The organism is Streptomyces sp. NPDC047974 (genome assembly GCF_040653375.1).
Taxonomy (GTDB): domain Bacteria; phylum Actinomycetota; class Actinomycetes; order Streptomycetales; family Streptomycetaceae; genus Streptomyces.
In genome coordinates this window covers 123279-147940 of the sequence record NZ_JBEZNU010000009.1, presented here as the reverse complement: position 1 = coordinate 147940, position 24662 = coordinate 123279, and the positions used below count along the sequence as shown (strand labels likewise).

Genomic DNA, 24662 nt, shown 5'->3' with positions numbered 1-24662 from the left:
CGGGCAGAATGCGCCCATGATCCGGAACGACGCCCGCACGCCCGTGCCCACCGCCGAAGCCGACGAGCGCGCCACGCTCACGGCCATGCTCCAGTTCCAGCGGGACACCCTCGCGCTCAAGTGCGCCGGGCTCACCCCCGAGCAGCTCAAGGAGCGCGCCGTGCCGCCCTCAGGGCTCTCCCTCCTCGGCCTGGTCCGGCACGCCGCCGAGGTGGAGCGCGGCTGGTTCCGCAACGTCCTCGCGGGGGAGGAGAGCCGCAGCCCCTGGACCCCGCCCGGGTCGACCGAGTGGGCCGACTTCGACGTCGAACACGCCGACGCGGAGGCCGACTTCGGCGTGTGGCGCACCGAGTGCGCCCGCTCCCGCGCGATCGTCGACGCGGCCGGCTCCCTCGACGCCACCGGACGCGTGGGGGACGAGACGTACTCGGTCCGCTACGTCCTCGCCCACATGATCGAGGAGTACGCCCGGCACAACGGCCACGCGGACCTGCTCCGCGAGCGCATCGACGGAACGACGGGGGAGTGAAGCGGCCGTGACGGAACGTCAGCACCCGGACGTCGCCGAGGCGATCGCCGGCGAGCGCCGCCTCCACGACCCCGCCGTCCGGCTCTCCCGGCCCCTCGCCGAGGCCCTGTTCGACCCGGAGTTCACCGAGGTCGGCGCCTCCGGGCGGCTCTGGACGTACGAGGAGATGCTCGCCGCCCTGCCCGCACTGCACGGCGGCGAGGACGGACCGCCCCTCGTCGCCGACGCCTTCGCCGGCACGGTCCTCGCCCCCGGCGTCGTGCACCTCACCTACGAGACCGTCATCGACGGCCGCCGCGCCCGCCGCTCCTCCCTCTGGCGCCGCGACGCGGGCGGTGCCCTCCGCCTCTACTACCACCAGGGCACCCCGGTCCCGGGCGGCCCGGCCCAGCCGTAGACCGGCCCTCCCGGACCACGCCGGGCCCGTGACGCCCGGCGCCGCGCCGGTCGCCGCAAGCTCGTCCGGACCGGTCCGAAAGGCGGCGCGGCGAGGTGCGGCGCCGGGCGTCGCGGGGCAGGCGGGACCTTCGCGCCCCCTACGCGTCCGTCACGCAGTCGGCCGCGCAGCCGTGCTCGCGGAAGCCGCGGCGGAGGGCGGCCGCCGCGTGCCGCCGCTCGACGTGCTCGTGCCCGTACCGCTCGCGCACCAGCCGTTCCACGGCCGCGACGGTGACGATCGCCGGCTCGCCCTCGCCGGCGGCCCGGCGGGCGGCGGCGATCGCCTGGTCCGTGGCGCGCCTCAGGTCCCGGGCGTACGCCCGGTGGGCCATCACGCCCGCCCGCCGGGCGGCGAACGGGCGGGTGGCGCGGCCCTTCCACACCAGGCCGGCCACCATCAGCCCGAGTCCGCCGCCGCCCACGATCAGGCCGGACACGACGCCGCCGATGCTCCACTTCACGATCCGTCGACCCCCTCGTCGTCCGCAGGGGATCCTACGGCCGGGGGTCACGCCTGGACGAGGTCGCCGTGCCGGTGGACCACCCGCCACGCGCCGTCCTCAAGGCGGTACGTCTGGGTGGCGCGCAGCGTGTAGACGCGGGCCTCGCCGTCCACCGACGCCGAGATGTGCTCGAAGCACGCGGTGTAGGCCATGTCGCCGACGACGTCGTGGCTGAGCACCTCGACGCGGTAGTCGACGCAGTCGGAGAAGCGCCGGGCGAGCGCCGTGAACAGCGTGTCCACGTCCTCCTGCCCGACGGCGTTGTACCAGGCCCCCAGCACGCTCACCGGCTCGCGGCGCGACCAGAGCGCGCGGCGCGGCGCCGGGTCCCCGTCGTGCAGGGCCCGTTCGGCGGCCTGGAGCTCGGTCCTGACCCACGTCAGGAAGGTGTCCCGGTCGGTCATGGCTCCATCATGCCCCTGAGCCGCCAGGCCCCGCACCTTCTCGTTTACTCGTGTCAGTGACACGCGTCACCATTACCGCTCCAGCCATTGACCTCCCCGCCTCCGGGCCCCGAACCTGACGCGGTCACCCACCGCCGCCGCACCGGCCCGCGCACCCCCAGGAGCCGCCCGATGACCTCCACCGGCCCCCTCGTCAGCACCACCCGAGGCCCCGTGCGCGGTGAGCGACGCGCCGACGGCACCTGCCGTTTCCTCGGGATCCCCTACGCCAAGCCGCCCGTGGGCGCGCTCCGGTTCGCCGCGCCCGAGCCGCCCGAGCCGTGGGCCGAGGCGCTGGACGCGACCGCCTACGGGCCGACGGCGCAGCGCCGCCCGTTCGCCGAGGTCACCACCATCCCCGAGCCCAGCGTCCCGGGCGCCGGCGTCCTCAACCTCAACGTCTTCACGCCGGACACCGCCCCCGCCGAGGGCCTTCCCGTGCTCGTGTGGATCCACGGCGGCGGTTACGTCGCCGGCTCCGCCGCCAGCCCCTGGTACGACGGCGCCGCGTTCAACCGTGACGGCGTCGTCCTCGTCTCCCTCGGCTACCGGCTCGGCATCGAGGGCTTCCTGCACCTGGAGGACGCCCCCGACAACCGCGGCGTCCGCGACTGGATCGCCGCCCTGGAATGGGTCCGTGACAACATCGCCTCCTTCGGCGGCGACCCCGCCAAGGTCACCGTCGCCGGCCAGTCCGCCGGCGGCGGCGCCGTCCTCACCCTCCTCGCCGTCCCCGCCGCCCAAGGCCTCTTCCGCGGCGCGCTCGCCGTCTCCGGCGCCGTCCTGCGCCCCGACGGCCCGGAGACCGCCCGCGCGGCCGCCCGCCTCCTCACCGCCCGCACCGGCCTGCCCGCCACCGCCGAGGCCCTGCGCGACCTGAGCGACGACGCGCTCCTCGACCTCCAGGACCGGCTCGCCGAGGACGGACCCGACCGCGCGGGACTGCCGCCGATGCTGGCCCTCGCCCCCTTCGCGGACGGCGAGCTGATCCCCGTACCGCCCGCCGAGGCCCTCACCGCCGGCGACGCGGGCGCCGGCGTCCCGCTCATGCTGGGCTTCACCGCCGAGGAGTTCTCGATGATGCCCGCCCCCGAGGGCGTGCCGGTCCCCGTGCTCCTCGGCGCCCTCGGCCTCGACGAGGAGGGAGCGGCGGCGTTCGCCGCCGCCCACCCCGACGCGCCGGAGCCGGCCCTCTTCGGGCAGGCGCTCACCGACGTCGTGTTCCGGCGCCCGAACCTCGCCGTCGCGGACGCCCGCGCCACCCGGGAACGCCCCACCTGGCTCTACCAGTTCACCTGGCGCTCACCCGCCCTCGGCCACGCCCTGCACTGCCTGGACCTGCCGTTCGCCTTCGACCTCCTCGACGCCGAAGGCGTCCCCGAGGTCGCCGGCGCCACCCCGCCACAGGCCCTCGCCGACGCGGTCCACCGCGCCTGGGTCGCCTTCGTCAAGGACCAGGACCCGGGCGCCGACTGGCCCCGCTACACCCCCGGCGGCCGCGCCACGATGCTCTGGGACGCCGAGAGCCGCGTCGCCGGCGACCCGCTCGCCCACGTCCGCGAGATCTGGCCGAACTGACCGGTACGACCGCCGGGGCGGGGCCGGTCAGCCCTCGAAGCCGACCGTCCCGTCCGGCAGGATCGCCTCCACCCGCGCCCCGTGCTCCACCGTGCGGCTCACCGTGCAGAACTTCTCGTGCGTGAGCCGCACCCCGCGCGCGAACACCTCCGCCGCCTTCGGGTTCGACTCCGGCAGCTCGACCTCGTAGCTCACCCGGATCCGCCCGATCCGCCCCTCGTCCTCCGGCGTCGACACCGACTCCACCACGATCCGCAGCCCGTCGTGCTCGACCGCCCGCGCCGTCCGGTCGATCACCAGCCCCCCGCAGCCAGCCATCGCCGCGAGCAGCAGCTCCACGGGGGTGAACGACGGCTGCGCCCCCTCGTCGTCGGCGGCGGCCATCAGCACCTCCGCCCCCCGGTCGTTGCGGGCGGTCCACCGGCGGTATCCGGTGCGTTCGGTCTCGACGCGGTAGTCGGCCATGGGGTACTCCTCAGCTGCGTACGGACATCTGCCCCGTACGCTACGGCTCCCGGCCCGCCCTCCCCACCCGGCCGTGCCGGCGCCGGACGCCGCACCCCGCCCGGGACGACGGCGTCGCGTCACCCGTCCCCCGGGGCGACGAGGCCGGACTCGTAGGCGAGCACCACCAGTTGGGCCCGATCCCGGACGCCGAGCTTTGTCATGGCCCGGTTGACGTGCGTCTTCGCGGTCAGCGGACTGATCACCATGAGGGCGGCGATCTCGTCGTTCGACAGCCCGCGCGCCACGAGGACGACGGCCTCGCGCTCCCGGCCGGTCAGCTCGTCGAGCCCCGGCGCACCCGCGGCGGCGACGGCCGGCGGCCGGGCGAGGCAGTGGTGGATGAGCCTGCGGGTGATCGAGGGCGCGAGGAGCGCCTCACCGCGCGCCGCGACCCGCACGGCGTGCAGGAAGTCCTCCGGCAGCACGTCCTTGACGAGGAAGCCGGCGGCACCGGCACGCAAGGCGTCCAGGACGTACTCGTCCAGACCGTAGTTGGTGAGGATCACCACGTGCACCCCGGCGAGCGCGGGATCCCCGGCGATCCGCCGGGTCGTCTCGATCCCGTCGAGCACGGGCATCCGGACGTCGACCAGCGCCACGTCCGGAAGGTGCGTACGGACCAGGGCGAGCGCCTCGCGGCCGTCGGCGGCCTCGGCCACCACCTCGATGTCGTCCTCCAGGTCGAGCAGGGCGCGGAAACCGCTGCGGATCAGCGGCTGGTCGTCGACGAGCAGGACCCGGATCACAGCGCCCGCTCCACCGGCAGCTCGGCCCGGACCGCGAAACCGCCCCCGTCGCGCGGACCGGTGGTCAGCACGCCGCCGAGCGCGGTCACCCGCTCCCGCATGCCCAGCAGACCGAGACCCGGCACCGGAGACGGGAACGGGGCCGCCCTGCCGTCGTCCTCGACACTGACGGTCAGCGCATCCGGGCGGCAGTCGATCCGCACGCTCGCCGTGCCCGCGCCCGCGTGCCGGGCCACGTTGGTCAGCGACTCCTGGACGATGCGGTACACCGTCCGGTCCACCGCCGCCGGCACGTCCGCCGGCCGTCCCGCCACGCTCAGCGTCGCCCGGAGCCCCCACGCCCGGGCCCGCTCGACCAGCTCCGGCACGTCGTCGAGGCCGCGCGGCGGCGCGGTGTCGTCGTCGCGCAGCGCCTCCAGCGTCGCCCGCAGCTCCCGGCTCGCCTCCCGCCCCGCCTCCTGGATCGCGAGCAGCGCCGCGGGCACCTCCTCGCCCCGCCGCCGGGCCACATGGACGGCCACCTCCGACTGCACCTTGATCACCGAGATCTGGTGGGTCAGCGAATCGTGCAACTCCCGGGCGATGCGCAGCCGTTCCTCGTCCGCCCGGCGCCGCGCCACCTCCTCCCGGGTCCGCTCCGCCTCGTCCGCCCGCCCCTCGGCCTGCCGCAGCGCCTCGCCCGCGGCGGCCGCGGCGACCAGCCAGGCGATCTCCAGCGCGCCCCGCGCCCGTGCGAACGCCTCGCCCGCGTCGGAGGGCCCCGACAGCAGTGCGGCCACCGGCAGCGCGGCCAGCATCAGCACGCTCGCCGCCGCCGTGACCGCGCGGTGCCCGGCCCGTACGGCCGCGTACACGGCGAACAGGAAGGCCACGACCGGCACGTCGAACCCGACAGCCTGGTACCCGACCGCGCACGCCCCGGTGACCGCGAGCACCACCCGGGGAGCCCGCCGCCGCGCCGCCAGCGCGAGCCCGCCGACGGTCAGCAGTCCGTACCCGGCCACGGCGAGCGCGGGGCCCGGCCGGTCCCCGCAGGTCGTCGTGACCAGGAGCGCGGCCGTCACTCCCGCCGTGACGGCCGCGTCACCGTACCGCCGTCGGACCTTCGCTCCCACTCCTGCCATGGGCGCACCCTAACCGGACCGGTGTGCGGGGGAGTCGGCCCCGGGGACGATCCGCCGTCTACCACGGACGCGGTAGGCGAGCGCGGGCTACCGCGTCCGTGGCAGGCGAAGTGTCCGCGGCGGGCGGACGACCGGGACGGGCCCCGGGAGACATGCTCGGGGCACCTGGACGTACGGCGAAGGAGCGGTACCGAGAGAGCGGCGCCGACGAGGGCCGTGCGGTGCAGAGCCCCACCCACCACAGCCGTACCCACCACAGCCGTACGAAGAAGAGGAGCCCTGCCGTGAACGTCCACCGTCTGCTCGTCACCGGCCCGGCCGCCCTGCTCGCGGTCCTCGCGACCGCCGCATCGGCCTCAGCCTCCGCCCCCTCCCGGACCCTCGCCGCCTCCGTCACCACCTTCGGCACGGGCCGCCTGGCCTCGTCCGCCGGCGCGGTGATCGGTCTGATCGGTCTCGTCGCCGCCTGGCGCGCCCTCACCCGTCCCACCGCCCGGCGCGGAGCGCTGCTCGCCCTGGTTGCCGGCCCGGTCGCCGTCGTCCTGGGCGCCGTGGTCGCGGCCACCGCCGACGGCGGTCTCGGCACCGGCAACGGCCTCGGCGGTGCCTACGTGGCTCTCCTCATCGGCCTCGCCGCGACGGCCCTGGGCGCCCGCGCCCGCCGCGCCGGCTGACGGCACCCGACGCCGCGCGGCTCTGAGTACGGCTGCCACCCACCGCTGAGTACGCCGGCGGATCCGCCCGGCACCGCCGGCGGCTGCAATGGATCCATGAGTCTTCGCACCCCGCTCCGCCCCCGCCCGCTCCGCCGTGCCTCCGCCGCCACCGGCACCGCCCTGGTGGTCGCGCTCGGTCCGGTCGTGGTGGGTGCGCTGATCGCCCGTTCGGTGGGCGGCGATCCGATGGTGTCGGTGAACGCCCTCATCGCCGGCGGAGGTCAGCGGGCCCGGGTCTCCCGGCACCAGCTCCGCTCCTGCGGGGGCCGGATGAACGCCCGCCGCGTTCAGGCCCTGCGCGGCCTGCGGGCCAAGGCGAGGCCCTGGGGCGAGGCCCCGGTCGCGTCCGGTTCCCGCACCGGCCGCGCCGACTCCACCAGGCCCGCCGCGGCCGGGAGCCGTACGATCCGCTCACGGGCCCCGCGGTAGACGTCGAGGTCGACCTCGTGGCCGTGCGCCCGTTCAAGGCGGCGCCGCTCGCGCTCCGGACCCGTGGTCACCTCGAAGCCTCGAAGCCTCGAAGCCTCGAAGCCTCGAAGCCTCGAAGCCGCGAAGCCTCGAAGGTGAGCAGGAGCAGCCGGCCCGGCGCGAGGGCGTGGGCGAACTCGCCGCAGAAGACGGCCAGTTCGGTCTCGTCCAGGGGGACGGTCGAGTGCCGGGACAGGGCGCCGCCGAGCGAACCGCCCGGCGGGCCGAGCCCGGTCGTCGAGCCGGCCTCGAAGCGGAGCCCCGGATACACCACGCGGGCCACCGCGACCACCCCGGGGGAGAGGCCGATCCCGGACACCTCCGCGCCCGACTGCCGCAGATGCCCGGTCATCCGCCCCGTCCCGCACCCCGGGTCCGCCACCACCGCGGGCGGCTCCCCGGCCCGCGCGTCCGCCCGTGCCGACGCGGCGAAGGCATCGGGGGAGGGGGCGTCATGCCCGGCAGCCCACCTCGCCCCACCGGAGGTCCGCCCATCGGGCCAAATCCGGCGGACCTGACTGAAAACGCCTCTGACCAGCGCGGATCTTCGCGGAATCCGCACCGAAGTGGCCCCGCGCGGGCCTTGGATGCGCGATGATCGCCCCCGCACCCGAGAAGGAGACCGGACCGCTCGGGCCGGTACGGCAGCGTCGAAAGGCACCCCTCATGGCCAGGCGGCATCCCGCGCGCGCGAACGAACAGAGCCCCCCGCCCGCCGCCCCCGAGCAGGACGGCCGCGGCGACGCGGCCGGCATCGGCCGGCGCCGCTTCCTCGGCTATGTGCTCGCCGCGCCGACGCTCACCGTCGCCGCCCAGGCCGGTGTCGAGGCCCTCGCCCCCGCGACCGCCGAGGCCGTCGTCCCCTCGCTGCCCGGGCCGGCCGAGATCCTCGACCTCAACGACCTGCTGACCGTGGCCGCGCTGCCGACCAGCCACCTCATCACCCTCCGCCTCGACCCCGACGGCACCGTCCACTTCGCCCTGCCGCGCGCCGAGGTCGGCCAGGGCGTCACCACCTCCTCCGCCATGCTCATCGCCGAGGAGCTGGACATCCCCCTGGAGAAGGTGAAGGTCACCCTCGCCGACGCCCGTCCCGAACTGCTCTTCAACCAGCTGACCGGCGGCTCCAACACGACCGTCTCCACCTACACGCCGATCCGGGTCGCCGCAGCCGTCGCCCGCGGCCGGCTGCTGCACGCCGCCTCCCTCGTCCTCGGCGAGGCCGTCTCCACCCTCACCACCAAGGCGGGCACGGTCCTCTCCCCGGCGGGTGCCGTCCTCGGCTACGGCGACCTCGCCGCCAGGGCCGCCGCCGTGGCCGACTCCGCCGTCACCGTCACCCTCAAGGACCGCGAGGACTTCCGGGTCATCGGCACGGCCCGCGGCCGGCTCGACGCGCTCGACGCCGTCACCGGCCGCAAGAAGTTCGCGATGGACCTCCGGGTCGACGGCGCCCTGCCGACCATGGTCTGCCGCCCGCCCACCATCAACGGCACCGTCCGCTCCGTCGCCAACCTCGACGCCGTACGGGCCATGCCGGGCGTCACCGACGTCGTCACCGTCTCCACCGGCGTCGCCGTCCGCGCCCGCACCTTCGGCCAGTGCGTCGACGCGGTCCGCGCCCTCGACGTCGACTGGGGCCCCGGCACCGCCGAGGACGCCACCGACGCCACCGTCCTCGCCGAGCTGCGCCGGGCCGAACTCCCGCTCGTCGTACCGCCGTTGCCGCTGCTCACCAAGGCCGTCGACGCCCGCTTCACCTTCCACTTCGCCAGCAACGGCGCCCTGGAGACCAACTGTGCGATCGCCGACGTCCGCCCGGACTCCGCCGAGATCTGGGGCTCGCTGAAGGCGCCGATCGTCGCCCAGGAGCAGCTCGCGCTCCGCCTCGGCCTGCCCGTCTCCGCCGTGAAGGTGCACGTCACCGAGGGCGGCGGCTCCTTCGGCCGCAAGCTCTTCCACGACGCCGCCCACGAGGCCGCCGAGATCTCGAAGAAGCTCGGCAAGCCGGTGAAGCTGATGTGGCACCGCACCGACGACTTCCGGCAGGGGCGTACCCACCCCATGTCGACCTCCCGGGTCCGCGCCACCTACTCGCTCGGCGAGGTGCTCACCTACGAGCAGCGGCACACCTCCGTCGCCACGGACTTCGGGCACGGCATCGGCGAGGTGCTGACGGCGGAGGCGGCCCGGCTGCCGGTCGCCGACCTCGCCTTCTCCGAGACGATGTTCCAGCTCACCCAGATCAGCCCCTACCACCTCGGCGTCACCACCCAGCTCCTCGCCGAGACCGACAAGGGCTACAACACGGGCTCGATGCGGAACATCTACTCGCCGAACGTGCGCACCGCCCAGGAGCTCGTCATGGACGAGCTGGCCCGCCGCCTGGGCGAGGACGCCTACGAGCTGCGCCGCCGCCTGATGAAGGAGGCCCGGGCCAGGGCCGTGCTCGACAAGGTCGCCCAACTGGGCCGCTGGGGACGGCCGATGGAGCCCGGCACCGCGCAGGGCATCGCCGTGCACCCCGAGTACCACTCGTACGTGGCCGTGCTCGCCGAGATCGACTGCCGGCCCGCGACCACCGGGCGCACCGTCCCGAACGCGTACACCGGCCCCCGGGTCACCAAGGTCGTCTGCGCGGTCGACGTCGGCCTCGCCGTCAACCCGCGTGGTCTGGAGGCCCAGATGATGGGCGGCATCTCCGACGGCATCGCCCTCGCGCTCACCTCGGGGCTGCACCTGAAGGACGGCGCCTTCCTGGAGTCGAGCTGGGACAACTACTACTACACCCGGCAGTGGAACACCCCGCCGGAGCTGGAGATCGTCGTCATGCCGCCCACGGGCGACAAGCCCGGCGGGGCGGGCGAGCTGGCCGTCGCCGCCGCGATGGCGGCCGTCGCGGGCGCGTACGGCCGGGCGACCGGCACCATGCCGACGGTCTTCCCGGTCAACCACGCCGCCCCGCTCACCTTCACGCCCACGCCGGCCGTCCCGCCGGTCCCGGCCTCCCCGACCGACGGCCGCGACCGCGTCCTCTGACCCCTCCCGGAGTTCCCCGTGCCTCAGCACACCTTCATCCTCAACGGCAAGGCCGTCACCGCCGAGGTCGAGTCCGACGTCCGGCTCCTGTGGGTCCTCAGGGACGTCCTCGGCGTCACCGGGCCCAAGTACGGCTGCGGCGTCGGCGTCTGCCGGGCCTGTACGAGCCACCTGAACGGCAAGGCGTTCACGCCCTGCGCCGTACCCGTCGGCGAACTGGCCGTGAACGACGAGGTCACCACCATCGAGGGCCTCCCCGACACGGTCGGCGCCGAGCTCCACCCGATGCAGGAGGCCTGGCTCGACCTCGACGTCGCCCAGTGCGGCTACTGCCAGCCGGGCCAGATCATGGCGGCCGTCGACGCGGTCCGCCGGGCCCGGGAGGCGGGCCGCGAGGTCACCGAGGCCGACCTCGACGAGCTCCGCAACATCTGCCGCTGCGGCACCTACCACCGCATCCGGCAGGCGGTCCTGGAGGGGGCCCGCCGCATGCCCTGACGGGACGGCCCGTCCCGTCGACCTGCTCTGCCCTGTTCTGTCCTGCACCTGTCCTGTCCACCCGCCCCGCCCCCGCCCCGCCCCGCCCCCGCCCCGCCCCGTCCCCGGAGAACGCGAAGGCCCCCGCCGCGCTCGCGACGGGGGCCTTCGGCAGGGGTGGCTCAGGCGGCGGGCGGCACCCGCGGCGGACGGCCCGCGCCCCTGGTCAGGGCGTAGCCGCCGATGCCGGCGAGCGCGGCGAGGACGCCACCGGCCGCGGTCCAGATCCAGCGGTCGGACCACCAGCCGGAGGACCAGCCGTCCTCGGGCGCGGCCGCCTCCACGGCGGTCCGGCGGCCCTCCTGCTCGGCCTGCTCCGCGAGTTCGGCCGTGGTGGCCCCCGGCACCAGCGGTGCGGCGAGCGCCCCGTCGGTGGCGTACGCGCCGCCCTGGTCGGAGACGTCGACGCCGATCCGGGCCGAGAACGGCTGGCCCAGGTCCTCCTCCGGCAGCCCGGTGACGGTCAGCCGCACGTAGTAGCTGCCCGGCAGCGGGTCGTTCGCCCAGGCGTCGGCGGAGGCCCGCACCGGCCGCAGCACACAGGCGAGCTCCAGCGAGGCGGCTTCCTTCGGGGCGGTGCGCGACTGGGTGCCGTACATGCACGGCTGACGGCGGCGCAGCCCGTCGTACACGTCGACCCGCCAGGTGGCGGGGCCGTGCCGCAGGGCGCTCTCCGGCAGGGTCACCGTCGCCTTGACGGTGGGCCGCTCGCCGGAGTCGGCCGGGAAGACCCAGTACAGGTAGTCGCCGGTCGCCGCCTGCGCGGTGGCCTCCTGTCCGGGGCGGAAGGCGGCGGCGGTGCGGAAGGTGGTGCCGGCCTCGGTGGGGCCGGCGTCCTCGCCGGACGTGGCCGAAGGGGTGGGCGTGTCGGCGAGGGCGCCCGGCGCGGTGGGGCCGAGCAGGGCGGCGCCGGCCAGCGCGGCCGCCGCGAGCATCCGTACGGTACGCATCAGTGGGTCCTCCAGACGGCGACGCGCCAGCGGGACAGCCAGCCCCAGATCAGACCGGCGAGGAAGCCGGCGAGCACCAGGGCACCGAGCAGCCACCAGCCGCGGCCGAGGCCGAAGGAGGCGACGTCCGAGGCGCCCGCCGGGCCGTCCACGACGTCGACGGTGAGCTCGATCGGCATGCCGGGCGTGGTCTTCACCGCCGGGGGAGCGGAGAAGGAGTTGCTGACCTGGAGGCAGACGGTCTCGGCGGCCGGCTTGCCGTCCTCGTCCGCGTCCTCCGCCTCCGGCTTCGGGTAGCGCAGTCCGGTCGAGATCACGTCGGTGCGGCCGTCGCCGGCCTCCGCGCCGCGCACGATCTCCCGGCCGTGCCGGGTGACGGCGCGCAGCAGCACGCCGTAGTCGTTGTTCACGGCCCGGTCGGCGGAGACGCTGACGGAGGCGCGCAGTTCCTGGCCGGGCAGCAGGTCGACCCTGTACCAGCGGTGCTCGCCGAAGGTCTCCCGGTCCGTGTAGAGGCCCGGCGTGAGCAGCGGGGCGTCGGCGCAGCGGGCGGCGCCCTCGGTGGCGACCGGGGTCACCACCGGGTCGGCGGCGCGGTCGACCAGCTGCCGGACCCGGCGGGAGAGTTCGTCGGTGCGGTGGACGGAGGTGTACGTGCCTCCGGTGGCCTCCGCGATGCAGGTGAGCTGCTGCCGGGTCTTGGCGTCCGGGACCAGGCCCAGGGTGTCGATCACGAGGTGGATGCCCTTGGCGGCGATCTCGCGGGCCACCTGGCAGGGGTCGAGCGGTGCGCAGGTGTCCTCGCCGTCGGTGATGAGGACGATCCGCTTGGTCGCCCCGTCCTCGCCGAGGTCGTCGGCGGCGCCGAGCAGGGCCGGGCCGATCGGGGTCCAGCCGGTGGGGGCGAGGGTGGCGACGGCGGCCTTCGCCTCGGTCCGGTCGAGCGGCCCGACCGGGTACAGCTGGCGGGTGTCCTTGCAGCCGCGCTTGCGGTCGTCGCCGGGGTAGTCGGCGCCGAGCGTGCGGATGCCGAGCCGGACCTCCTCCGGCACCGCGTCCAGGACCTCGTTGAAGGCCTGCTTGGCGGCGCTCATCCGGGACTTGCCGTCGATGTCCTTGGCCCGCATGGAGCCGCTGACGTCGAGGACCAGCTCGACCTTGGGGGATTCCTTCGCCGCCGGTTCGTCGGCGGAGGCGCTGGTGGGGAGCAGCGCGGCGGTCAGGGCGACGAGCAGCGCGCAGGCCCCGGTCGCCAGCCGTTTTCTCGTGATCATCGGCGGATCGTATTGATGATCCTCCGACAATCCAAAACCGGGGTCCGGATCCCCGCCGGACGGGGAGCCGGACGGGGAGCCGGACGGGGAGCCGGACGGGGAGCCGGACGCGGTACGGCCGTGCGGTCCTGACGGACTACCAGATCGCCTCGACCCACTCCGGGTGGTCGATGAAGGGGTTCCGGTTGCCCTGGTACGTGTTGAAGATGACGTCGTTGCGGCGCTCCTCGAAGGCGCTCGGCGGGTCCTGCTCGTTCCACTGCTTCAGGACCGAGAGGCGGCCGTGCCAGGGGACGCTGCCGTTGGTGGTCGACTCGTTGGGCTCCAGGTCCGCCCAGGCGTCGTCGCCCTCGTAGCGGACGGCCATGTAGAGGATCATCCGGGCCACGTCGCCCTTGTCGGCGTTGCGCGGCTCGAAGGAGTTGGAGTCGGTGTAGCTGCCGGTGGCGCCGCTGACGGCGCTGCCGCCGAAGTCCCAGTCCTTGTTGCCGCGGATGCTGTTGACCTGGACGTCGCAGGCGCGCAGGTGGTGGAGGTCCGTGCCCGGGCCGGCCGAGGTGCCGAAGCTGCCGTGGGACTGGGCCCACACGTGCTCGCGGTTCCAGTCGCCGACGTCGCCGCCGTTGAGGGACTTGCTGCGCGAGACGCCGCTGTACAGCAGGACGACGTTGTTGGTGTTGTTCGGGTCCTGGTCGGTGACCTTCAGCGCGTTCCAGACCGCGTCGTACGAGATCTTGTTCTGGCTGCTGATGATGGTGTGCAGCGCCGACTTGAGGCTGGTGCCGGTCTTGCCGACGGCGTTCTTGTAGTACGTGGTGTCGTACGCGGTCGTGGTGGCGGCGGCGGGGGTCGCCGTGACCGCGGGGAGCGTGAGGCCGAGGAGGGCGGCGGGCAGTGCCGCCCAGACCTTCCAACTGCGCATCCGTGCAACCGACATGGGGGGCCCTTTCCCGGGGACGGGCACGCGGGTGACCGCCGTGTGCCCGGCTCGGGGCGGCGGTGTTCTACGCGTGTTGACTTCGTGTCATCCGGGAGGGTCGCACGGGCGAGGGGGTTGTCGTGTTACGGACAAAGAGCCATTCGGTGACGTTCTCGCATACGCGGCGACCGCGCACGGGCGAGTCGCGCCACTTCGACCTCAGGCGCCCCGGTGGTCCACCGGCATCCCCTTCGGCTCCTTGATCCGCTTCATGATGATCTGGGAGTTCACCTCGGTGACCCCGGCCAGCGCCGTCAGCTGCTCGATCCACAGCCGCTCGTACGCCGAGAGGTCCGCCACCGCGATCCGCAGCAGACATCCCGGGCTGCCGAAGAGGCGGTACGCCTCGATGACGTCCGGAATCGACTGGAGCGCCTCCTCGAAGGCCTCCACCGTCTCCCGGTCCCGCTTCACCTCGACGGAGACCAGCACCTCGAAGCCCCGGCCGACCGCCTCCGGGTCGATGATCGCCCGGTACCCCCGGATCACCCCGTCCTGCTCCAGCTGGCGCACCCGGCGCAGACAGGGGGAGGGGCTCAGGCCGACCCGCTGGGCCAGCTCCTGGTTGCTCAGCCGGCCGTCCTGCTGGAGCTCGCGCAAGATGTGGAGATCAATTCGGTCCATGGCGCGATTATCTGCCACGGTGAAACATTTCTGCGCCCTCATTGGCAATCGTGTGCTCCGTCTCTTGGCCTACCGTTGCCGAGATGGCCCCGGAACCGGGCGGGGCCGCGGCACACCAGGCACGGAGAGGCGGCGGACATGCAGCGGACGAACGACGGAAGCCCCCGGCGGATCGTCGTCATCAGCACCGGCGGCACCATCGCGAGCCGCTGGCAGGGGACCGGCTACGCGGCCGACGCCTCCGGCGACGACGTCCTCGCCACCGCCCCGCTGCCCGAGGGCGTGACCGTCGAGGTCCGCGACCTCTTCAACGTCAACAGCTCCCTCCTGACCGCCGCCCACCAGCTCGTGCTGCTCCGCACGGTCCACGAGACCCTGGCGGACCCGGGCGTCGACGGCATCGTCGTCACCCACGGCACCGACACCCTGGAGGAGACCGCCTTCCTCCTGGACCTCCACCACGAGGACGCCCGCCCGGTCGTCCTCACCGGCGCCCAGCGCCCCTTCGGCACCGGCGACGGCGACGGCCCCGGCAACCTCTACGACGCCCTCCAGGTCGCCGCGACCGTCCGCGAGCTCGGCGTCCTCGTCGTCTTCGACGGCCGCGTCCACGCCGCCCGCGGCACGGTGAAGACCCGGACCCTCGCCGCCGACGCCTTCTCGGACCCCTCGTCCGAGCGCCTGGGGCGGGTCGGCTTCTCCCGCGTCGACATCGAGCGCCTCCCGGACCGTCCGGCCGTCCTCCCGCTGCCGTCCGCCGCCCGTACCGCCGACCCGGAGGCGGGCCGCGGCGCGCTGCCCCGGGTGGACGTCGTCTTCCACCACACCGACGGCGACCGGCTCCACTTCGACGCGGCCCTCGCCGCCGGGGCCCGCGGCATCGTCCTCGTCGCCACCGGCGCCGGGAACGCCACCCCGGAGATCGCCGAAGCCGTCGCCGAGGCCACCGCGCGGGGCGTCCTCGTCGCCGTCACCACCCGCGTCCCGTCCGGCCCGCTCGCCGAGATCTACACCGGCGGCGGCGCCGTCGACCTCGTCGCCAACGGCGGCCTGCTGACCGGCACCCTCCGGGCCGGCCAGGCCCGCATCGCCGTCCTGGCCGCGCTCCTCGCCGACTCCGACGGCGACGACCCGGCCCGCCGCACCGCCCTGCTGCGCCGCCTCCTCGAAGGCCCGGTCCGCCCCGCCCCCGCCCTCGCCACCGGCACCTCCCGCGAGGCCGCCCCCACTCCGGTCCCGACCCGCGCCTGACGGACGGATCCGTCCGGCGGGCGCCGCCCCCTCGGCACGGTCCGGCGGGCGCCGCCCCCGGTACCGTCCGGTGGGCCTCACCCTGCACCACCGGCTCGCGGGCGTCGAACCCGTCCTCCGCCCGCGAGCCGGAATCACCTCCCCCGTACGGCCCCGCTTCCTTCGGTACGGTGACGGATCCCCCGTCCCCGCCCACCGTCAGGAGCCCCCATGCCCGAGACCGGAGCCGCGGCCGAAGCGGCCGGGGACGCCACCGCGCAGGCCCACCGCGTCGTCCGCCTCCTCCGTGACGTCCTCGGCGACGCGGCCGTCCCGGCCGCCTGCGCGCACGGCTCCGCCGTCCTCGGCGGCCTCCGCCCCACCAGCGACGTCGACGTGCTGGCCGTGCTGGCCCGGCCGACCACCGGGGCCGAGCGCCGCGCCCTCACCGACGCGCTGCTCGCCGTCTCCGGCGCGCGGGCGTACGAGGGCCCCGCCCGGCCCGTCGAGCTGAGTCTGGTCGTCCACGCCGAGATCCGCCCCTGGCGGTATCCGCCGGTCTGCGAGTACCTCTACGGCGAGTGGCTGCGGGACGACTTCGAGGCCGGGCTCACCCCCGCGCCCGCGCCCTGTCCCGATCTGGCCCCGCTGATCACCATGGCCCGCGCCGGCGACGTCTCCCTGCTCGGCCCGCGCCCGTCCGCGCTGTTCGACCCGGTCCCGGAGGCCGACCTTCGGGCGGCGATCGTCGCGGGCGTGCCCGAGCTCCTCGCCGACCTGGACGGCGACACCCGCAACGTCCTGCTCACCCTGGCCCGGATCCTCACCACCCTGCGGACCGGCCGGATCCGGTCGAAGGACGCGGCGGCGGCCGCGCTGCTGCCGGAGCTTCCGGAGGAGCACCGCCCGGTGCTCGCGGCGGCGCGGGCCCAGTACCTGGCGGGGGAGTACGGCTCCTGGGCGGACGCGCTCCCCGCCGCGCGGGCCCACGCGGCGCATGTCGCCGGGGAGATCAAGAGGGCGTATCCGGCCTGAAGTTACCCGTCGGTTTCTCGTGACTTCCTCGGCGGCCGGTCGTAGAACATGTTCCCATTCGCTCACGAGTGAGGAAGATCACATGAGTGAACGCCCCCTGTCCGCCCAGGGAATTCACGGGGTCAGCCGCCGCCGTTTTCTGACGGGAACAGGTTCCGTTCTCGGTGCCGCCGCCCTGGCCGGCACCCTCACCACCCCCGCCCGGGCCGAGGTCCCCGGCCTGAACGTCTGTCCCATCGCCGACGGCTCCCACGTGCGCGCCCTCGTCGTCGGCACCGGCTACGGCGGCTCGGTCGCCGCCCTCCGCCTGGCCCGCGCCGGCGTCGACGTCCACATGATCGAGATGGGCATGGCCTGGGACGCCACCGGCCCCGACGGCAAGATCTTCGCCAACACCACCACCCCCGACTACCGCTCCTTCTGGCTGCGCACCCGCACCAAGCAGCCGCTGAGCCAGTTCCTCGGCTTCCCCCTCGACAAGGACGTGCCCCGCCACACCGGCATCCTCGACGCCGAGGACTTCGCCGGCATCACCGTCTACCAGGGCCGCGGCATCGGCGGCGGCTCGCTCGTCAACGGCGGCATGGCCGTCACCCCGCTCCGCGAGCGCTTCCCCGGGATCCTTCCCACCGTCGATCCGGCGGAGATGTACGCCACCTACTACCCGCGCGCCAACGCGGGCCTCGGCGTCACCTCCGTCGACGAGGCCTGGTGGGAGAGCACCGACGCCTACCAGTACGCGCGGGTGGGCCGCAAGCACGCCCAGCGCTCCGGCTTCCCCTTCGTCTTCGTGCCCAACGTCTACGACTGGGACTACATGAAGCAGGAGGCCGCCGGAGCCGTACCGAAGTCCGCCCTGGCCGGCGAGGTCATCTACGGCAACAACCACGGCAAGAAGAGCCTCCAGAAGACCTATCTCGCCCAGGCCGCCGCCACCGGCCGGGTCACCGTCTCCGCCCTGCACCGGGTCACCTCGGTCACCCCGGCCGCCGCCGGCGGCTACACCGTGGCCATCGAACAGATCGACACCACCGGCGCCGTCCTCGCCGCCAAGACCGTCCGCGCCGACCGGGTCTTCTTCGCCGCCGGCAGCGTCGGCACCAGCAAGCTCCTCACCCGCCTCAAGGCCACCGGCGCGCTGCCCGCCCTCAACGAGCACATCGGCAAGGGCTGGGGCGACAACGGCAACGTCATGTGCGGCCGGGCCAACCACATGTGGGACCCCACCGGAAAACTCCAGTCCGCCATGCCCACCGCCGGCATCGACAACTGGAACGCGGGCGGCGCCTTCGCCGAGGTCGCCCCGCTGCCCACCGGCATCGAGACCTACGCCTCCTTCTACCTCTCCATCACCCGCACCCCGCACCGCGCCGAGTTCACCTGGAACCAGGCCGCCGGCCGGGTCGACCTCAGCTGGGACCGGTCCTGGAAGCAGGCCTCCATCGACATGGCGAAGTCCATCTTCGACAAGATCAACGCCAAGGAGGGCACGATCTACCGCACCGACCTCTTCGGCGCGTACAAGATCTGGGGCGACCACCTCACCTACCACCCCCTCGGCGGCGCCGTCCTCGACCGCGCCACCGACAACCACGGCCGCCTCCACGGCTACCAGGGCCTCTACGTCATCGACGGCTCCCTGATCCCCGGCAACACCAGCGTCAACCCCTTCGTCACCATCACCGCCCTCGCCGAACGCAACATCGAGCGCATCATCGCCGAGGACTTCTGAGCGTGCCCCGGACGCGCGAGGGCCGGCCGGTGGGAGCACCGGCCGGCCCTTTCCCGCTCCGCGGGCTCACCCCGTCGGCAGGACGCACACCTCGTCGAGCCCGAGGACCCGGTTCAGCCGCCCGAAGGCCAGCCACGAACCCAGGCTCATCGTCAGCTCCACGATCTCCGCCTGGCTGTAGTGCGCCGTCATCCGCGACCAGAACTCCTCGTCCAGGCCGTGGTGGTCGAGCGCGTACCGCTCCGCGTACTCCGCCGCCAGCCGCGTCCGCACGTCGAAGGCGTCCGACACCTCCGTCGTCCGCCAGGCCGCGACCACCTCGTCGAAGCCCTCCTCGACCTTCTCCCCGTCCCGGTCCGTGCGCCAGTCCAGACAGAAGCCGCAGCCGTTGATCTGGGCGATCCGCAGCCGCGCCGCCTCGAACTCGCGCAGCCCCAGGGTCGTATGGGCGTACACCGACAGCGAGAAGTTCGCCGCCGCCGTCCCGATCTCCGGGACCATGTCGCCCCACACGTAGCCGATCGGCTCCTGCCCCTCGGGAATGTCGATGATCACCGTGGTCTCCTTCCCAGCTTGCCCACCGCCGGGCGTATCGGCACGTCCAGCGCGTCGTACAGCCCCGGGCCGGCCGCCGCCAGCCAGTCGATCGCCCCGACGAGGCGTCCCACCGCCGTCGCGTTCCCGCCGGCCGCCCGGTTCTCGTCCTCGTCGGTGGCCGCCACCGTCACCTCGATCCTCGGCCGGCCCTCGACGATCACCCGGTGGGCCCCGGCGCCGTCCGGCGGCACCGGCCAGTCCGGCGCGCAGGACGGATGGATCCGGGTCACGTGCTCGATCACGATCCGCGGCTCGCCGCCGACGACCCCCTGCACCTCGAACCGGACCGCGCCCTGCGTGCCCGCCTCGAAGACGCCCATCGTCCGCGTCCCCACCGTGGCCTCCAGCGGCCGCCGGTCCACCGTCTCGCGGATCTCCTCCACCTCCACGCCCAGAGCCCGTGCCATCAGCCGGATCTGCCCGCCCCACACCATCGTCGGGACCGACGGGAAGAGCATCGGCGGCTCGTAGTCGAGGGGCTTGCCCATCCCGATCAGCTCGCGCACGGAGAACTCCTGCTCGTACGTCGAGTAGTCGAAGATCTCCTGGCAGCGGACCGCGTCCACGGTCGTGCCCAGGCCGCTCACCAGCAGCGGCAGCACGTCGTTGCCCCAGCCCGGGTCCACCCCGGAGGCGAACAGCGAGCCGCCGCCCTCGGCCACCGCCGCGAGCACCGGGTCGCGGAACTCGGGCGGGGCGTTCCGCGGGTCGTACAGCGGGTACAGCGACGGCGTCACCACCACCGCCCCCGCCGCCACCGCCCGCACCACGTCCTCCAGGGCGCCGTCGGGCCGCACGTCCCCGGAGGCCGCGTACACCACGGCCCCCGGCCGCGCGCCCAGGACCGCCCCGACGTCGTCGGTCGCGACCACCCCGAGCTCGTGCCCGAGGCCCGCGAGCGCGCCCGCGTCCCGGCCCACCTTCGCCGGGTCGGCGACGAGGACCGCCGCCAGTTCGAGCCCGGGATGGGCGTCCACGGCCCGGATGGCCGCCCGCCCGACATTTCCGGTTCCCCACACCACCGTCCGTATCATGCGCGGAGGGTAGCGCCGGGGGACGGAGGTTCCCAGAGCCGTGACGCCACGATCTGACGAGACGTCAGATCTCGTGTCCCGTACGGTCGGTCAGGACAGCCGCAGCGTCACGAACGGGATCGTGTCCCCCGGCAGCACATACCGCTCCACCTCCGTGAAGCCCCGTGCCCGCGCGAACCGCAGCCCCTCCCCGTTCGACGCGAGCACCACCGTCTCCACCCCGTCCCCGCCCAGCGTCCCCGCGTGCGCGAGCCCCCGCTCGTACAGCACCGTCCCGAAACCCCGTCCCCGGTACTCCGGCAGGATCCGCGCGATCACCGTCGCCGCCGCCGTCTCCCCGTCCGGCGGCCGCACCGTCGAGCAGCCCACCGCCACCCCGCCCAGGTACGCCACGTCCAGCCGGTTCCGCCCGGCCCGCTCCCGCACCTCGTCCTCGGACAGCACCGCCGTCGGGACGACCGCGTTGTGGACCGCCCGCCAGTCGGCCGACTCCCGCCCGCCCGCCACCGGAACCACCCGCAGCTCCCCGTACCCCTCAAGACCGCTCATGCCCGCACCCAACCCCGCCCCCGCCCGCCGGTCAACCCGCCTCCCGGCCCCGCCCGCTCCGCCGTACGGGTGGGCCGCCGCCGTCCCGCGCAGCGCCGCCCGCCGAACGGGTACGGATCGCTCCACTGCCCCCGGCCAGGAGGATGCCTTCCCATGCCCGCATTCGTCCGCAAGGGCGCCCCCGCGCTCCTCGGCGCCGGCACCCTGTGCGCGGCCCTGCTGCTCACCGCCTGCGCGCACCCCGCACCGACCGGCCCGGCCCCGGCGACCGCCACCGCGCCCGCGCCCGTGAAGAGCCCGACGGCCGCGGCCACCGACGCCCGCCCCCGCACCGCCCCGCGCGTCCCCGGCCTCGGCCCGCTCACCCAGGCCCGGATCCCCGACGGCGCCACACAGGCCCTCGTCGTCACCGGCGCCACCGAGAACAGCAACACCGCCACCGCCGTCCTCCACCAGCGCGCCCCCGGCGGCCGCTGGTACGAGGCCGGCGGCCCCTGGTCCGCCCGCAACGCCCTCAAGGGATGGACCGACGACCACTCCGCGGGCGATCTGCGCACCCCCATCGGCGTCTACCGCATCGGCGACGCGGGCGGCCGGCTGCCCGACCCCGGCGGCCGCCTCCCCTACGACGAGGACCCCGAGTTCGCCATCAGCGGCACCGGCTTCCGCGGCGAGTCCCTCGAAGGCTCCTTCGACCACGTCATCGCCATCGACTACAACCGCGTCCCCGGCCGCACCCCGCTCGACAAGGAACGCCCGCTCGGCGCCGGCAAGGGCGGCGGCGTCTGGATCCACGTCGACCACGGCGGCCCCACCCAGGCCTGCGTGGCCCTCGACCGCGACGACCTGCGGGCCCTCCTCCTCGCCCTCGACCCGGCCGCCGAACCCGTCGTCGTCATGGGGCCGGCCCCCGAACTCGCCCGCTGAGCGGGCGGATCCAGGGGCCGGCCGGGGCGCCGAGCCGGGCGCGGGGGAGCGGACTCAGCCGACCGCTCCCCGGAACGGCTCGGTGTGCAGCCGCACCTGATCGGGGGTCAGATAGGCGTCGGTGTACTCGAAGTCCCGCAGCGTCCCCGCCTTCGACGCCAGGAACCCGGTCCGCACGTAGTCGTCCCCGGCCACCGCGTTCAGCAGCCAGTTCGTCATCACCCGGGTCTTCGCCACGTTCGTCCGCAGCGCCGCCCAGTGGTAGCCGCGCGCCACCGCCTGCGCGGCGGGCCCGTGCAGCTCCACGCCCAGCGGCTTCGACACCCCGTCCATGCCGCCCAGGTCCACCACCAGACCGAGGTCCTTGTGCGTGTACGGCCGAGGGGCCTCGCCGCGCAGGGTCGCCACCAGGTTGTCCGCGACCGCCTTGCCCTGACGCATCGCGTGCTGCGCCGTCGGCGGGCAGATCGCGCCCTCCTCGCCCTTCGCCAGGTCCGGCACGGCCGCCGCGTCGCCCAGCGCCCACACCCCGTCGACCCCCGGAACCCGCATCTCGGGCGTCGCCACGAGCCGGCCGCGTACGGTCTCCGCGCCGACCGTCCCGACCAGCGGGCTCGCCGCCACACCGGCCGTCCAGATCAGGGTGCGGCAGGGCAGCACCCGGCCGTCCGTCAGGGTGACGTTCTCGTCGTCCACCGAGGCCACCGACACCCCCAGCGAGACCTGGATGCCCCGCTTCGTGAGGATGTCCATCGCCGCCGCGCCCAGTTTGTCGCCCAGCTCGGGCATCAGCCGGGGCGCGATGTCCACCAGATGCCACTTGATCAGGGCCGGGTCGAGCCGCGGATAGCGCTTGACCGCGTTGTGGGTGAGCAGCTGGAGGCAGGCCGCCGTCTCGGTGCCCGCGTAGCCGCCGCCGACGACCACGAACTGCAGCCGGGCCGCCCGCTCGGCGTCGTCGTCGCTCGCGTCCGCCAGGTCCAGCTGGGCGATCACGTGGTCCCGGACGTAGACCGCCTCCGCCAGGGTCTTCATGCCCCGGGCGTGGTCGGCGAGCCCCGGGATGTCGAAGGTCCGGGTCACGCTGCCGGGCGCGAGCACCAGATGGTCGTAGGGCTCGACGGAGAACTCCCCGGAGATCGTCCGGACCACCACGGCCTTCGCCGCCGTGTCCACGCCCACCGCGCCACCGGGCACGATCCGCGTCCGGTGCTTCTGACTGCGCCGCAGCGACAGCGCCACCGACTGGGGCGTCAGGACGCCCGCGGCCACCTGGGGGAGCAGCGGCAGGTAGAGCTGGTACGAGAAGGGCGAGAGCAGCGTGATCCGCGCCTCCCGCTCGGTCAGCCGCCGTTCGAGCCGCTTCACACAGCCCACGCCGGCGAACCCGGCGCCCACCACGAGGATCCTCGGTCGCGTCACGGTTGCCGCCTTCCGTATGAGCGTGCAAAGTGCCGTGCCCTGTGACTGCATAGGGGCATGTGGCAGTTTTTCGCTGACTATCCGTGGTTCACCCTTTTTATCGTCATTGCGGCGGGATCGCTCTTCGGCATGGTCCGCTTCGGTCCCGTGAAGCTCGGCGCGGCCGGTGTCCTCTTCGTCGGCCTGCTGGTCGGCGCCCTGGACCCGGACGTCGGCGCGGCGGTGCCCGCCGGGCTGTCCGTCCTCGGTCTCGCCCTGTACGTCTACACGGTGGGCCTGGAGGCCGGACCCGCCTTCTTCCGCGAGCTGCGGCCCCAGCTGGCGGTGATGGTCGGCGCGATCGCCGCGCTGGTCCTCACCGCCCTCGCCGTCGGCCTCGTCGGCAGCGGCCTCCTCGACATCCCCGGCCCCTTCCTCGCCGGCGGATACGCGGGCATCGGCACCACCACCCCCGGCCTCGCCGCCGCCCAGGCCGCCTCCGACGACCCGACGCAGGCGGCCACCGGCTACGCGATCGGCTACCCGCTGGCCGTCATCCTCACCATCCTGTTCGTCGCGGCCGTCGCGGGCGCCCGGAACTGGCCGGGCCGCCGCGACCCCGGTACCGGCCTCCCCGACCGGCTCGTCACCCGGACGGTCGACCTCACCCGCCCGGCCCGCTGGGCCGACGTCCCCGGCGCGGCCTCCGGTGACCTCCTCGCCAGCGCCCACCGCCCGGCGGGCGGCACCGTCCGCATCGTCGACGCGGGCGACCCCGGGCCGCTCGCCCCCGGCGACGCGCTCGTCCTCGTCGGCGGCCCCGAGGCGGTCGCCGCCGGCGTCGCGGCCCTCGGCACGGAGGCGGCCGAGCACCTCCTCGACCACCGCGACGTCGTCGACTACCGCCGCATCCTCCTCACCAACCCCGACCTCGCCGCCCGCACCGTCGCCGAACTCGGCCTCGGCGAGCGCTTCGGGGCCCGCGCCACCCGGGTCCGCCGCGGCGACCGGGACCTCCTCGCCCACGACGACCTGCTGCTCCAGCTCGACGACCGCGTCCGCGTCGCCATGCCCCGCGAACGCACCGCCGACGTCACCGCCTACCTCGGCGACACCGAGGCCAAGGTCAGCGAGGTCAGCGCCGTCAGCATGGGCCTCGGCCTCGCCGCCGGCTTCCTCATCGGCATCCCCCGGCTCACGATCGGCTCCACGGTCCTCTCCCTCGGCACCGCCGCGGGCCCCCTCGTCATGGCCATGGTCCTCGGCAGGCTCCGCCGCACCGGCCCCCTCGTCTGGGTGCTGCCCACCCGCGCCAACCTCACCCTGCGCCAGATCGGCCTGCTCGTCTTCCTCGCCTGCGTCGGCCTCACCTCCGGCTACGCCTTCCGCCGCGACGCCTTCTCCGTCTTCGGCCTCAAGCTCCTCGCCGTCCTCGTCGTCGGCGCGGTGCTCAGCTACGCCCTGATGGTCCTGGTCTGCCGCCTCCTCGGCCAGAGCCGCCCCCGCACGATGGGCCTGCTCGCCGGATACGTCGGCAACCCCGCCATCACCGCGTACGCCAACAGCCGGGTCTCCGACAGCCGGGTCAACACCGGCTACGCCACCCTCTTCGCCCTCGCCATCCTGGTGAAGATCGTCTGCGTCCAGCTCATCGTCGGCCTCTGACGGGCGGCCTCGCGCGACCCGGGTTACGTTGCCCGAG

The 24662-nt window shown here is 74.6% G+C and carries 26 protein-coding genes; 12 read left to right on the top strand and 14 right to left on the bottom strand.

From position 1 onward, the window contains the following. Positions 1-16 precede the first annotated feature (16 nt). On the top strand, positions 17-529 hold the full coding sequence (locus AB0E19_RS15580; RefSeq protein WP_362179147.1) for a DinB family protein: 513 nt from the start codon (positions 17-19) through the stop codon (positions 527-529). A gap of 7 nt (positions 530-536) precedes the next feature. Beyond that, positions 537-926, top strand: coding sequence for a nuclear transport factor 2 family protein (locus AB0E19_RS15575; protein WP_362179144.1), 390 nt, complete (start codon positions 537-539; stop codon positions 924-926). A 139-nt stretch (positions 927-1065) separates the two neighbouring features. Here AB0E19_RS15575 and AB0E19_RS15570 read toward each other — a convergent pair whose 3' ends face one another. Beyond that, entirely contained in the window at positions 1066-1428 is a 363-nt protein-coding gene (locus AB0E19_RS15570) for a hypothetical protein (RefSeq protein WP_362179141.1), read from the bottom strand. A gap of 47 nt (positions 1429-1475) precedes the next feature. Beyond that, positions 1476-1874 (bottom strand): nuclear transport factor 2 family protein, encoded by a 399-nt coding sequence (locus tag AB0E19_RS15565; RefSeq protein WP_362179138.1) that lies wholly within the window; start codon positions 1872-1874, stop codon positions 1476-1478. Between the two features lie 171 nt (positions 1875-2045). Between AB0E19_RS15565 and AB0E19_RS15560 the strand changes: the two genes are divergently transcribed. Beyond that, entirely contained in the window at positions 2046-3491 is a 1446-nt protein-coding gene (locus AB0E19_RS15560; protein ID WP_362179134.1) for a carboxylesterase family protein, read from the top strand. Positions 3492-3518: 27 nt separating this feature from the next. Here the strand turns inward: AB0E19_RS15560 and AB0E19_RS15555 are convergent, their stop codons facing one another. The 3 genes from AB0E19_RS15555 to AB0E19_RS15545 form a co-directional block, all read right to left on the bottom strand. Next, positions 3519-3956, bottom strand: coding sequence for an OsmC family protein (locus tag AB0E19_RS15555; protein ID WP_360599234.1), 438 nt, complete (start codon positions 3954-3956; stop codon positions 3519-3521). 119 nt (positions 3957-4075) lie between these two features. Beyond that, positions 4076-4744, bottom strand: coding sequence for a response regulator transcription factor (locus AB0E19_RS15550; RefSeq protein ID WP_362179130.1), 669 nt, complete (start codon positions 4742-4744; stop codon positions 4076-4078). Further along, complete coding sequence (locus AB0E19_RS15545; RefSeq protein ID WP_362179127.1) at positions 4741-5868, bottom strand: sensor histidine kinase; 1128 nt, start codon at positions 5866-5868, stop codon at positions 4741-4743. The genes AB0E19_RS15550 and AB0E19_RS15545 overlap by 4 nt, the downstream gene beginning before the upstream one ends. A 284-nt stretch (positions 5869-6152) precedes the next feature. Here AB0E19_RS15545 and AB0E19_RS15540 point away from each other — a divergent pair, with 284 nt between their 5' ends. Next, the gene (locus tag AB0E19_RS15540; protein WP_362179124.1) at positions 6153-6542 is read left to right on the top strand and encodes a DUF6223 family protein; all 390 of its coding nucleotides are present in this window, start codon (positions 6153-6155) and stop codon (positions 6540-6542) included. A 96-nt stretch (positions 6543-6638) separates the two neighbouring features. Continuing rightward, complete coding sequence (locus AB0E19_RS15535; protein WP_362179121.1) at positions 6639-7013, top strand: hypothetical protein; 375 nt, start codon at positions 6639-6641, stop codon at positions 7011-7013. Positions 7014-7080: 67 nt separating this feature from the next. Here the strand turns inward: AB0E19_RS15535 and AB0E19_RS15530 are convergent, their stop codons facing one another. Next, on the bottom strand, positions 7081-7434 hold the full coding sequence (locus tag AB0E19_RS15530) for a methyltransferase domain-containing protein (protein WP_362179452.1): 354 nt from the start codon (positions 7432-7434) through the stop codon (positions 7081-7083). 284 nt (positions 7435-7718) lie between these two features. Between AB0E19_RS15530 and AB0E19_RS15525 the strand changes: the two genes are divergently transcribed. Beyond that, entirely contained in the window at positions 7719-10091 is a 2373-nt protein-coding gene (locus tag AB0E19_RS15525; protein ID WP_362179119.1) for a molybdopterin cofactor-binding domain-containing protein, read from the top strand. A gap of 18 nt (positions 10092-10109) precedes the next feature. Further along, the gene (locus AB0E19_RS15520) at positions 10110-10589 is read left to right on the top strand and encodes a (2Fe-2S)-binding protein (RefSeq protein WP_362179116.1); all 480 of its coding nucleotides are present in this window, start codon (positions 10110-10112) and stop codon (positions 10587-10589) included. 161 nt (positions 10590-10750) lie between these two features. Here AB0E19_RS15520 and AB0E19_RS15515 read toward each other — a convergent pair whose 3' ends face one another. The 4 genes from AB0E19_RS15515 to AB0E19_RS15500 all read right to left on the bottom strand — a co-directional run bounded on the left by AB0E19_RS15515 (position 10751) and on the right by AB0E19_RS15500 (position 14455). After that, positions 10751-11578 carry a hypothetical protein gene (locus AB0E19_RS15515; protein WP_362179113.1) on the bottom strand — a complete coding sequence of 276 codons (828 nt, stop codon included), beginning with the start codon at positions 11576-11578 and terminating at the stop codon, positions 10751-10753. After that, positions 11578-12852: a VWA domain-containing protein gene (locus AB0E19_RS15510; protein ID WP_362179110.1), complete on the bottom strand. Its 1275-nt coding sequence runs from the start codon at positions 12850-12852 to the stop codon at positions 11578-11580. The genes AB0E19_RS15515 and AB0E19_RS15510 overlap by 1 nt, the downstream gene beginning before the upstream one ends. Positions 12853-12988: 136 nt before the next feature. Further along, positions 12989-13789 (bottom strand): endonuclease, encoded by an 801-nt coding sequence (locus AB0E19_RS15505; RefSeq protein ID WP_362179107.1) that lies wholly within the window; start codon positions 13787-13789, stop codon positions 12989-12991. 201 nt (positions 13790-13990) lie between these two features. Beyond that, positions 13991-14455, bottom strand: coding sequence for an Lrp/AsnC family transcriptional regulator (locus AB0E19_RS15500; protein WP_360599253.1), 465 nt, complete (start codon positions 14453-14455; stop codon positions 13991-13993). A 138-nt stretch (positions 14456-14593) separates the two neighbouring features. Here AB0E19_RS15500 and AB0E19_RS15495 point away from each other — a divergent pair, with 138 nt between their 5' ends. The 3 genes from AB0E19_RS15495 to AB0E19_RS15485 all read left to right on the top strand — a co-directional run bounded on the left by AB0E19_RS15495 (position 14594) and on the right by AB0E19_RS15485 (position 18452). Further along, entirely contained in the window at positions 14594-15706 is a 1113-nt protein-coding gene (locus AB0E19_RS15495; protein ID WP_362179103.1) for an asparaginase, read from the top strand. 210 nt (positions 15707-15916) lie between these two features. Further along, positions 15917-16720 carry an aminoglycoside adenylyltransferase family protein gene (locus AB0E19_RS15490; RefSeq protein ID WP_362179100.1) on the top strand — a complete coding sequence of 268 codons (804 nt, stop codon included), beginning with the start codon at positions 15917-15919 and terminating at the stop codon, positions 16718-16720. Between the two features lie 82 nt (positions 16721-16802). Next, on the top strand, positions 16803-18452 hold the full coding sequence (locus AB0E19_RS15485) for a GMC oxidoreductase (RefSeq protein WP_362179097.1): 1650 nt from the start codon (positions 16803-16805) through the stop codon (positions 18450-18452). Between the two features lie 66 nt (positions 18453-18518). Here AB0E19_RS15485 and AB0E19_RS15480 read toward each other — a convergent pair whose 3' ends face one another. The 3 genes from AB0E19_RS15480 to AB0E19_RS15470 all read right to left on the bottom strand — a co-directional run bounded on the left by AB0E19_RS15480 (position 18519) and on the right by AB0E19_RS15470 (position 20632). Beyond that, entirely contained in the window at positions 18519-19007 is a 489-nt protein-coding gene (locus tag AB0E19_RS15480) for a carboxymuconolactone decarboxylase family protein (RefSeq protein ID WP_362179094.1), read from the bottom strand. Beyond that, positions 19004-20083, bottom strand: a complete 1080-nt coding sequence (locus tag AB0E19_RS15475) for a dihydrodipicolinate reductase (protein WP_362179091.1) — start codon at positions 20081-20083, stop codon at positions 19004-19006. The genes AB0E19_RS15480 and AB0E19_RS15475 overlap by 4 nt, the downstream gene beginning before the upstream one ends. 90 nt (positions 20084-20173) lie before the next feature. After that, positions 20174-20632, bottom strand: coding sequence for a GNAT family N-acetyltransferase (locus tag AB0E19_RS15470; RefSeq protein WP_362179088.1), 459 nt, complete (start codon positions 20630-20632; stop codon positions 20174-20176). 153 nt (positions 20633-20785) lie between these two features. Here AB0E19_RS15470 and AB0E19_RS15465 point away from each other — a divergent pair, with 153 nt between their 5' ends. Next, the gene (locus AB0E19_RS15465) at positions 20786-21559 is read left to right on the top strand and encodes a L,D-transpeptidase family protein (protein WP_362179085.1); all 774 of its coding nucleotides are present in this window, start codon (positions 20786-20788) and stop codon (positions 21557-21559) included. A 54-nt stretch (positions 21560-21613) separates the two neighbouring features. Here the strand turns inward: AB0E19_RS15465 and AB0E19_RS15460 are convergent, their stop codons facing one another. Next, positions 21614-22981 (bottom strand): NAD(P)/FAD-dependent oxidoreductase, encoded by a 1368-nt coding sequence (locus AB0E19_RS15460; protein ID WP_362179082.1) that lies wholly within the window; start codon positions 22979-22981, stop codon positions 21614-21616. Between the two features lie 57 nt (positions 22982-23038). On the opposite strand from AB0E19_RS15460, the gene AB0E19_RS15455 reads away from it, so the two are divergent. Then, positions 23039-24625 carry a TrkA C-terminal domain-containing protein gene (locus tag AB0E19_RS15455; protein WP_362179079.1) on the top strand — a complete coding sequence of 529 codons (1587 nt, stop codon included), beginning with the start codon at positions 23039-23041 and terminating at the stop codon, positions 24623-24625. Positions 24626-24662 lie beyond the last annotated feature (37 nt).

Bases quoted from the DNA above. Each gene is read 5' to 3' on its own strand.
- AB0E19_RS15580 (WP_362179147.1), top strand. From the start codon at position 17: ATGATCCGGAACGACGCCCGCACGCCCGTGCCCACCGCCGAAGCCGAC.
- AB0E19_RS15565 (WP_362179138.1), bottom strand. From the start codon at position 1,874: ATGACCGACCGGGACACCTTCCTGACGTGGGTCAGGACCGAGCTCCAG.
- AB0E19_RS15560 (WP_362179134.1), top strand. From the start codon at position 2,046: ATGACCTCCACCGGCCCCCTCGTCAGCACCACCCGAGGCCCCGTGCGC.
- AB0E19_RS15555 (WP_360599234.1), bottom strand. From the start codon at position 3,956: ATGGCCGACTACCGCGTCGAGACCGAACGCACCGGATACCGCCGGTGG.
- AB0E19_RS15545 (WP_362179127.1), bottom strand. From the start codon at position 5,868: ATGGCAGGAGTGGGAGCGAAGGTCCGACGGCGGTACGGTGACGCGGCC.
- AB0E19_RS15535 (WP_362179121.1), top strand. From the start codon at position 6,639: ATGAGTCTTCGCACCCCGCTCCGCCCCCGCCCGCTCCGCCGTGCCTCC.
- AB0E19_RS15525 (WP_362179119.1), top strand. From the start codon at position 7,719: ATGGCCAGGCGGCATCCCGCGCGCGCGAACGAACAGAGCCCCCCGCCC.
- AB0E19_RS15515 (WP_362179113.1), bottom strand. From the start codon at position 11,578: ATGCGTACCGTACGGATGCTCGCGGCGGCCGCGCTGGCCGGCGCCGCC.
- AB0E19_RS15510 (WP_362179110.1), bottom strand. From the start codon at position 12,852: ATGATCACGAGAAAACGGCTGGCGACCGGGGCCTGCGCGCTGCTCGTC.
- AB0E19_RS15505 (WP_362179107.1), bottom strand. From the start codon at position 13,789: ATGTCGGTTGCACGGATGCGCAGTTGGAAGGTCTGGGCGGCACTGCCC.
- AB0E19_RS15500 (WP_360599253.1), bottom strand. From the start codon at position 14,455: ATGGACCGAATTGATCTCCACATCTTGCGCGAGCTCCAGCAGGACGGC.
- AB0E19_RS15495 (WP_362179103.1), top strand. From the start codon at position 14,594: ATGCAGCGGACGAACGACGGAAGCCCCCGGCGGATCGTCGTCATCAGC.
- AB0E19_RS15490 (WP_362179100.1), top strand. From the start codon at position 15,917: ATGCCCGAGACCGGAGCCGCGGCCGAAGCGGCCGGGGACGCCACCGCG.
- AB0E19_RS15485 (WP_362179097.1), top strand. From the start codon at position 16,803: ATGAGTGAACGCCCCCTGTCCGCCCAGGGAATTCACGGGGTCAGCCGC.
- AB0E19_RS15475 (WP_362179091.1), bottom strand. From the start codon at position 20,083: ATGATACGGACGGTGGTGTGGGGAACCGGAAATGTCGGGCGGGCGGCC.
- AB0E19_RS15470 (WP_362179088.1), bottom strand. From the start codon at position 20,632: ATGAGCGGTCTTGAGGGGTACGGGGAGCTGCGGGTGGTTCCGGTGGCG.
- AB0E19_RS15465 (WP_362179085.1), top strand. From the start codon at position 20,786: ATGCCCGCATTCGTCCGCAAGGGCGCCCCCGCGCTCCTCGGCGCCGGC.
- AB0E19_RS15455 (WP_362179079.1), top strand. From the start codon at position 23,039: ATGTGGCAGTTTTTCGCTGACTATCCGTGGTTCACCCTTTTTATCGTC.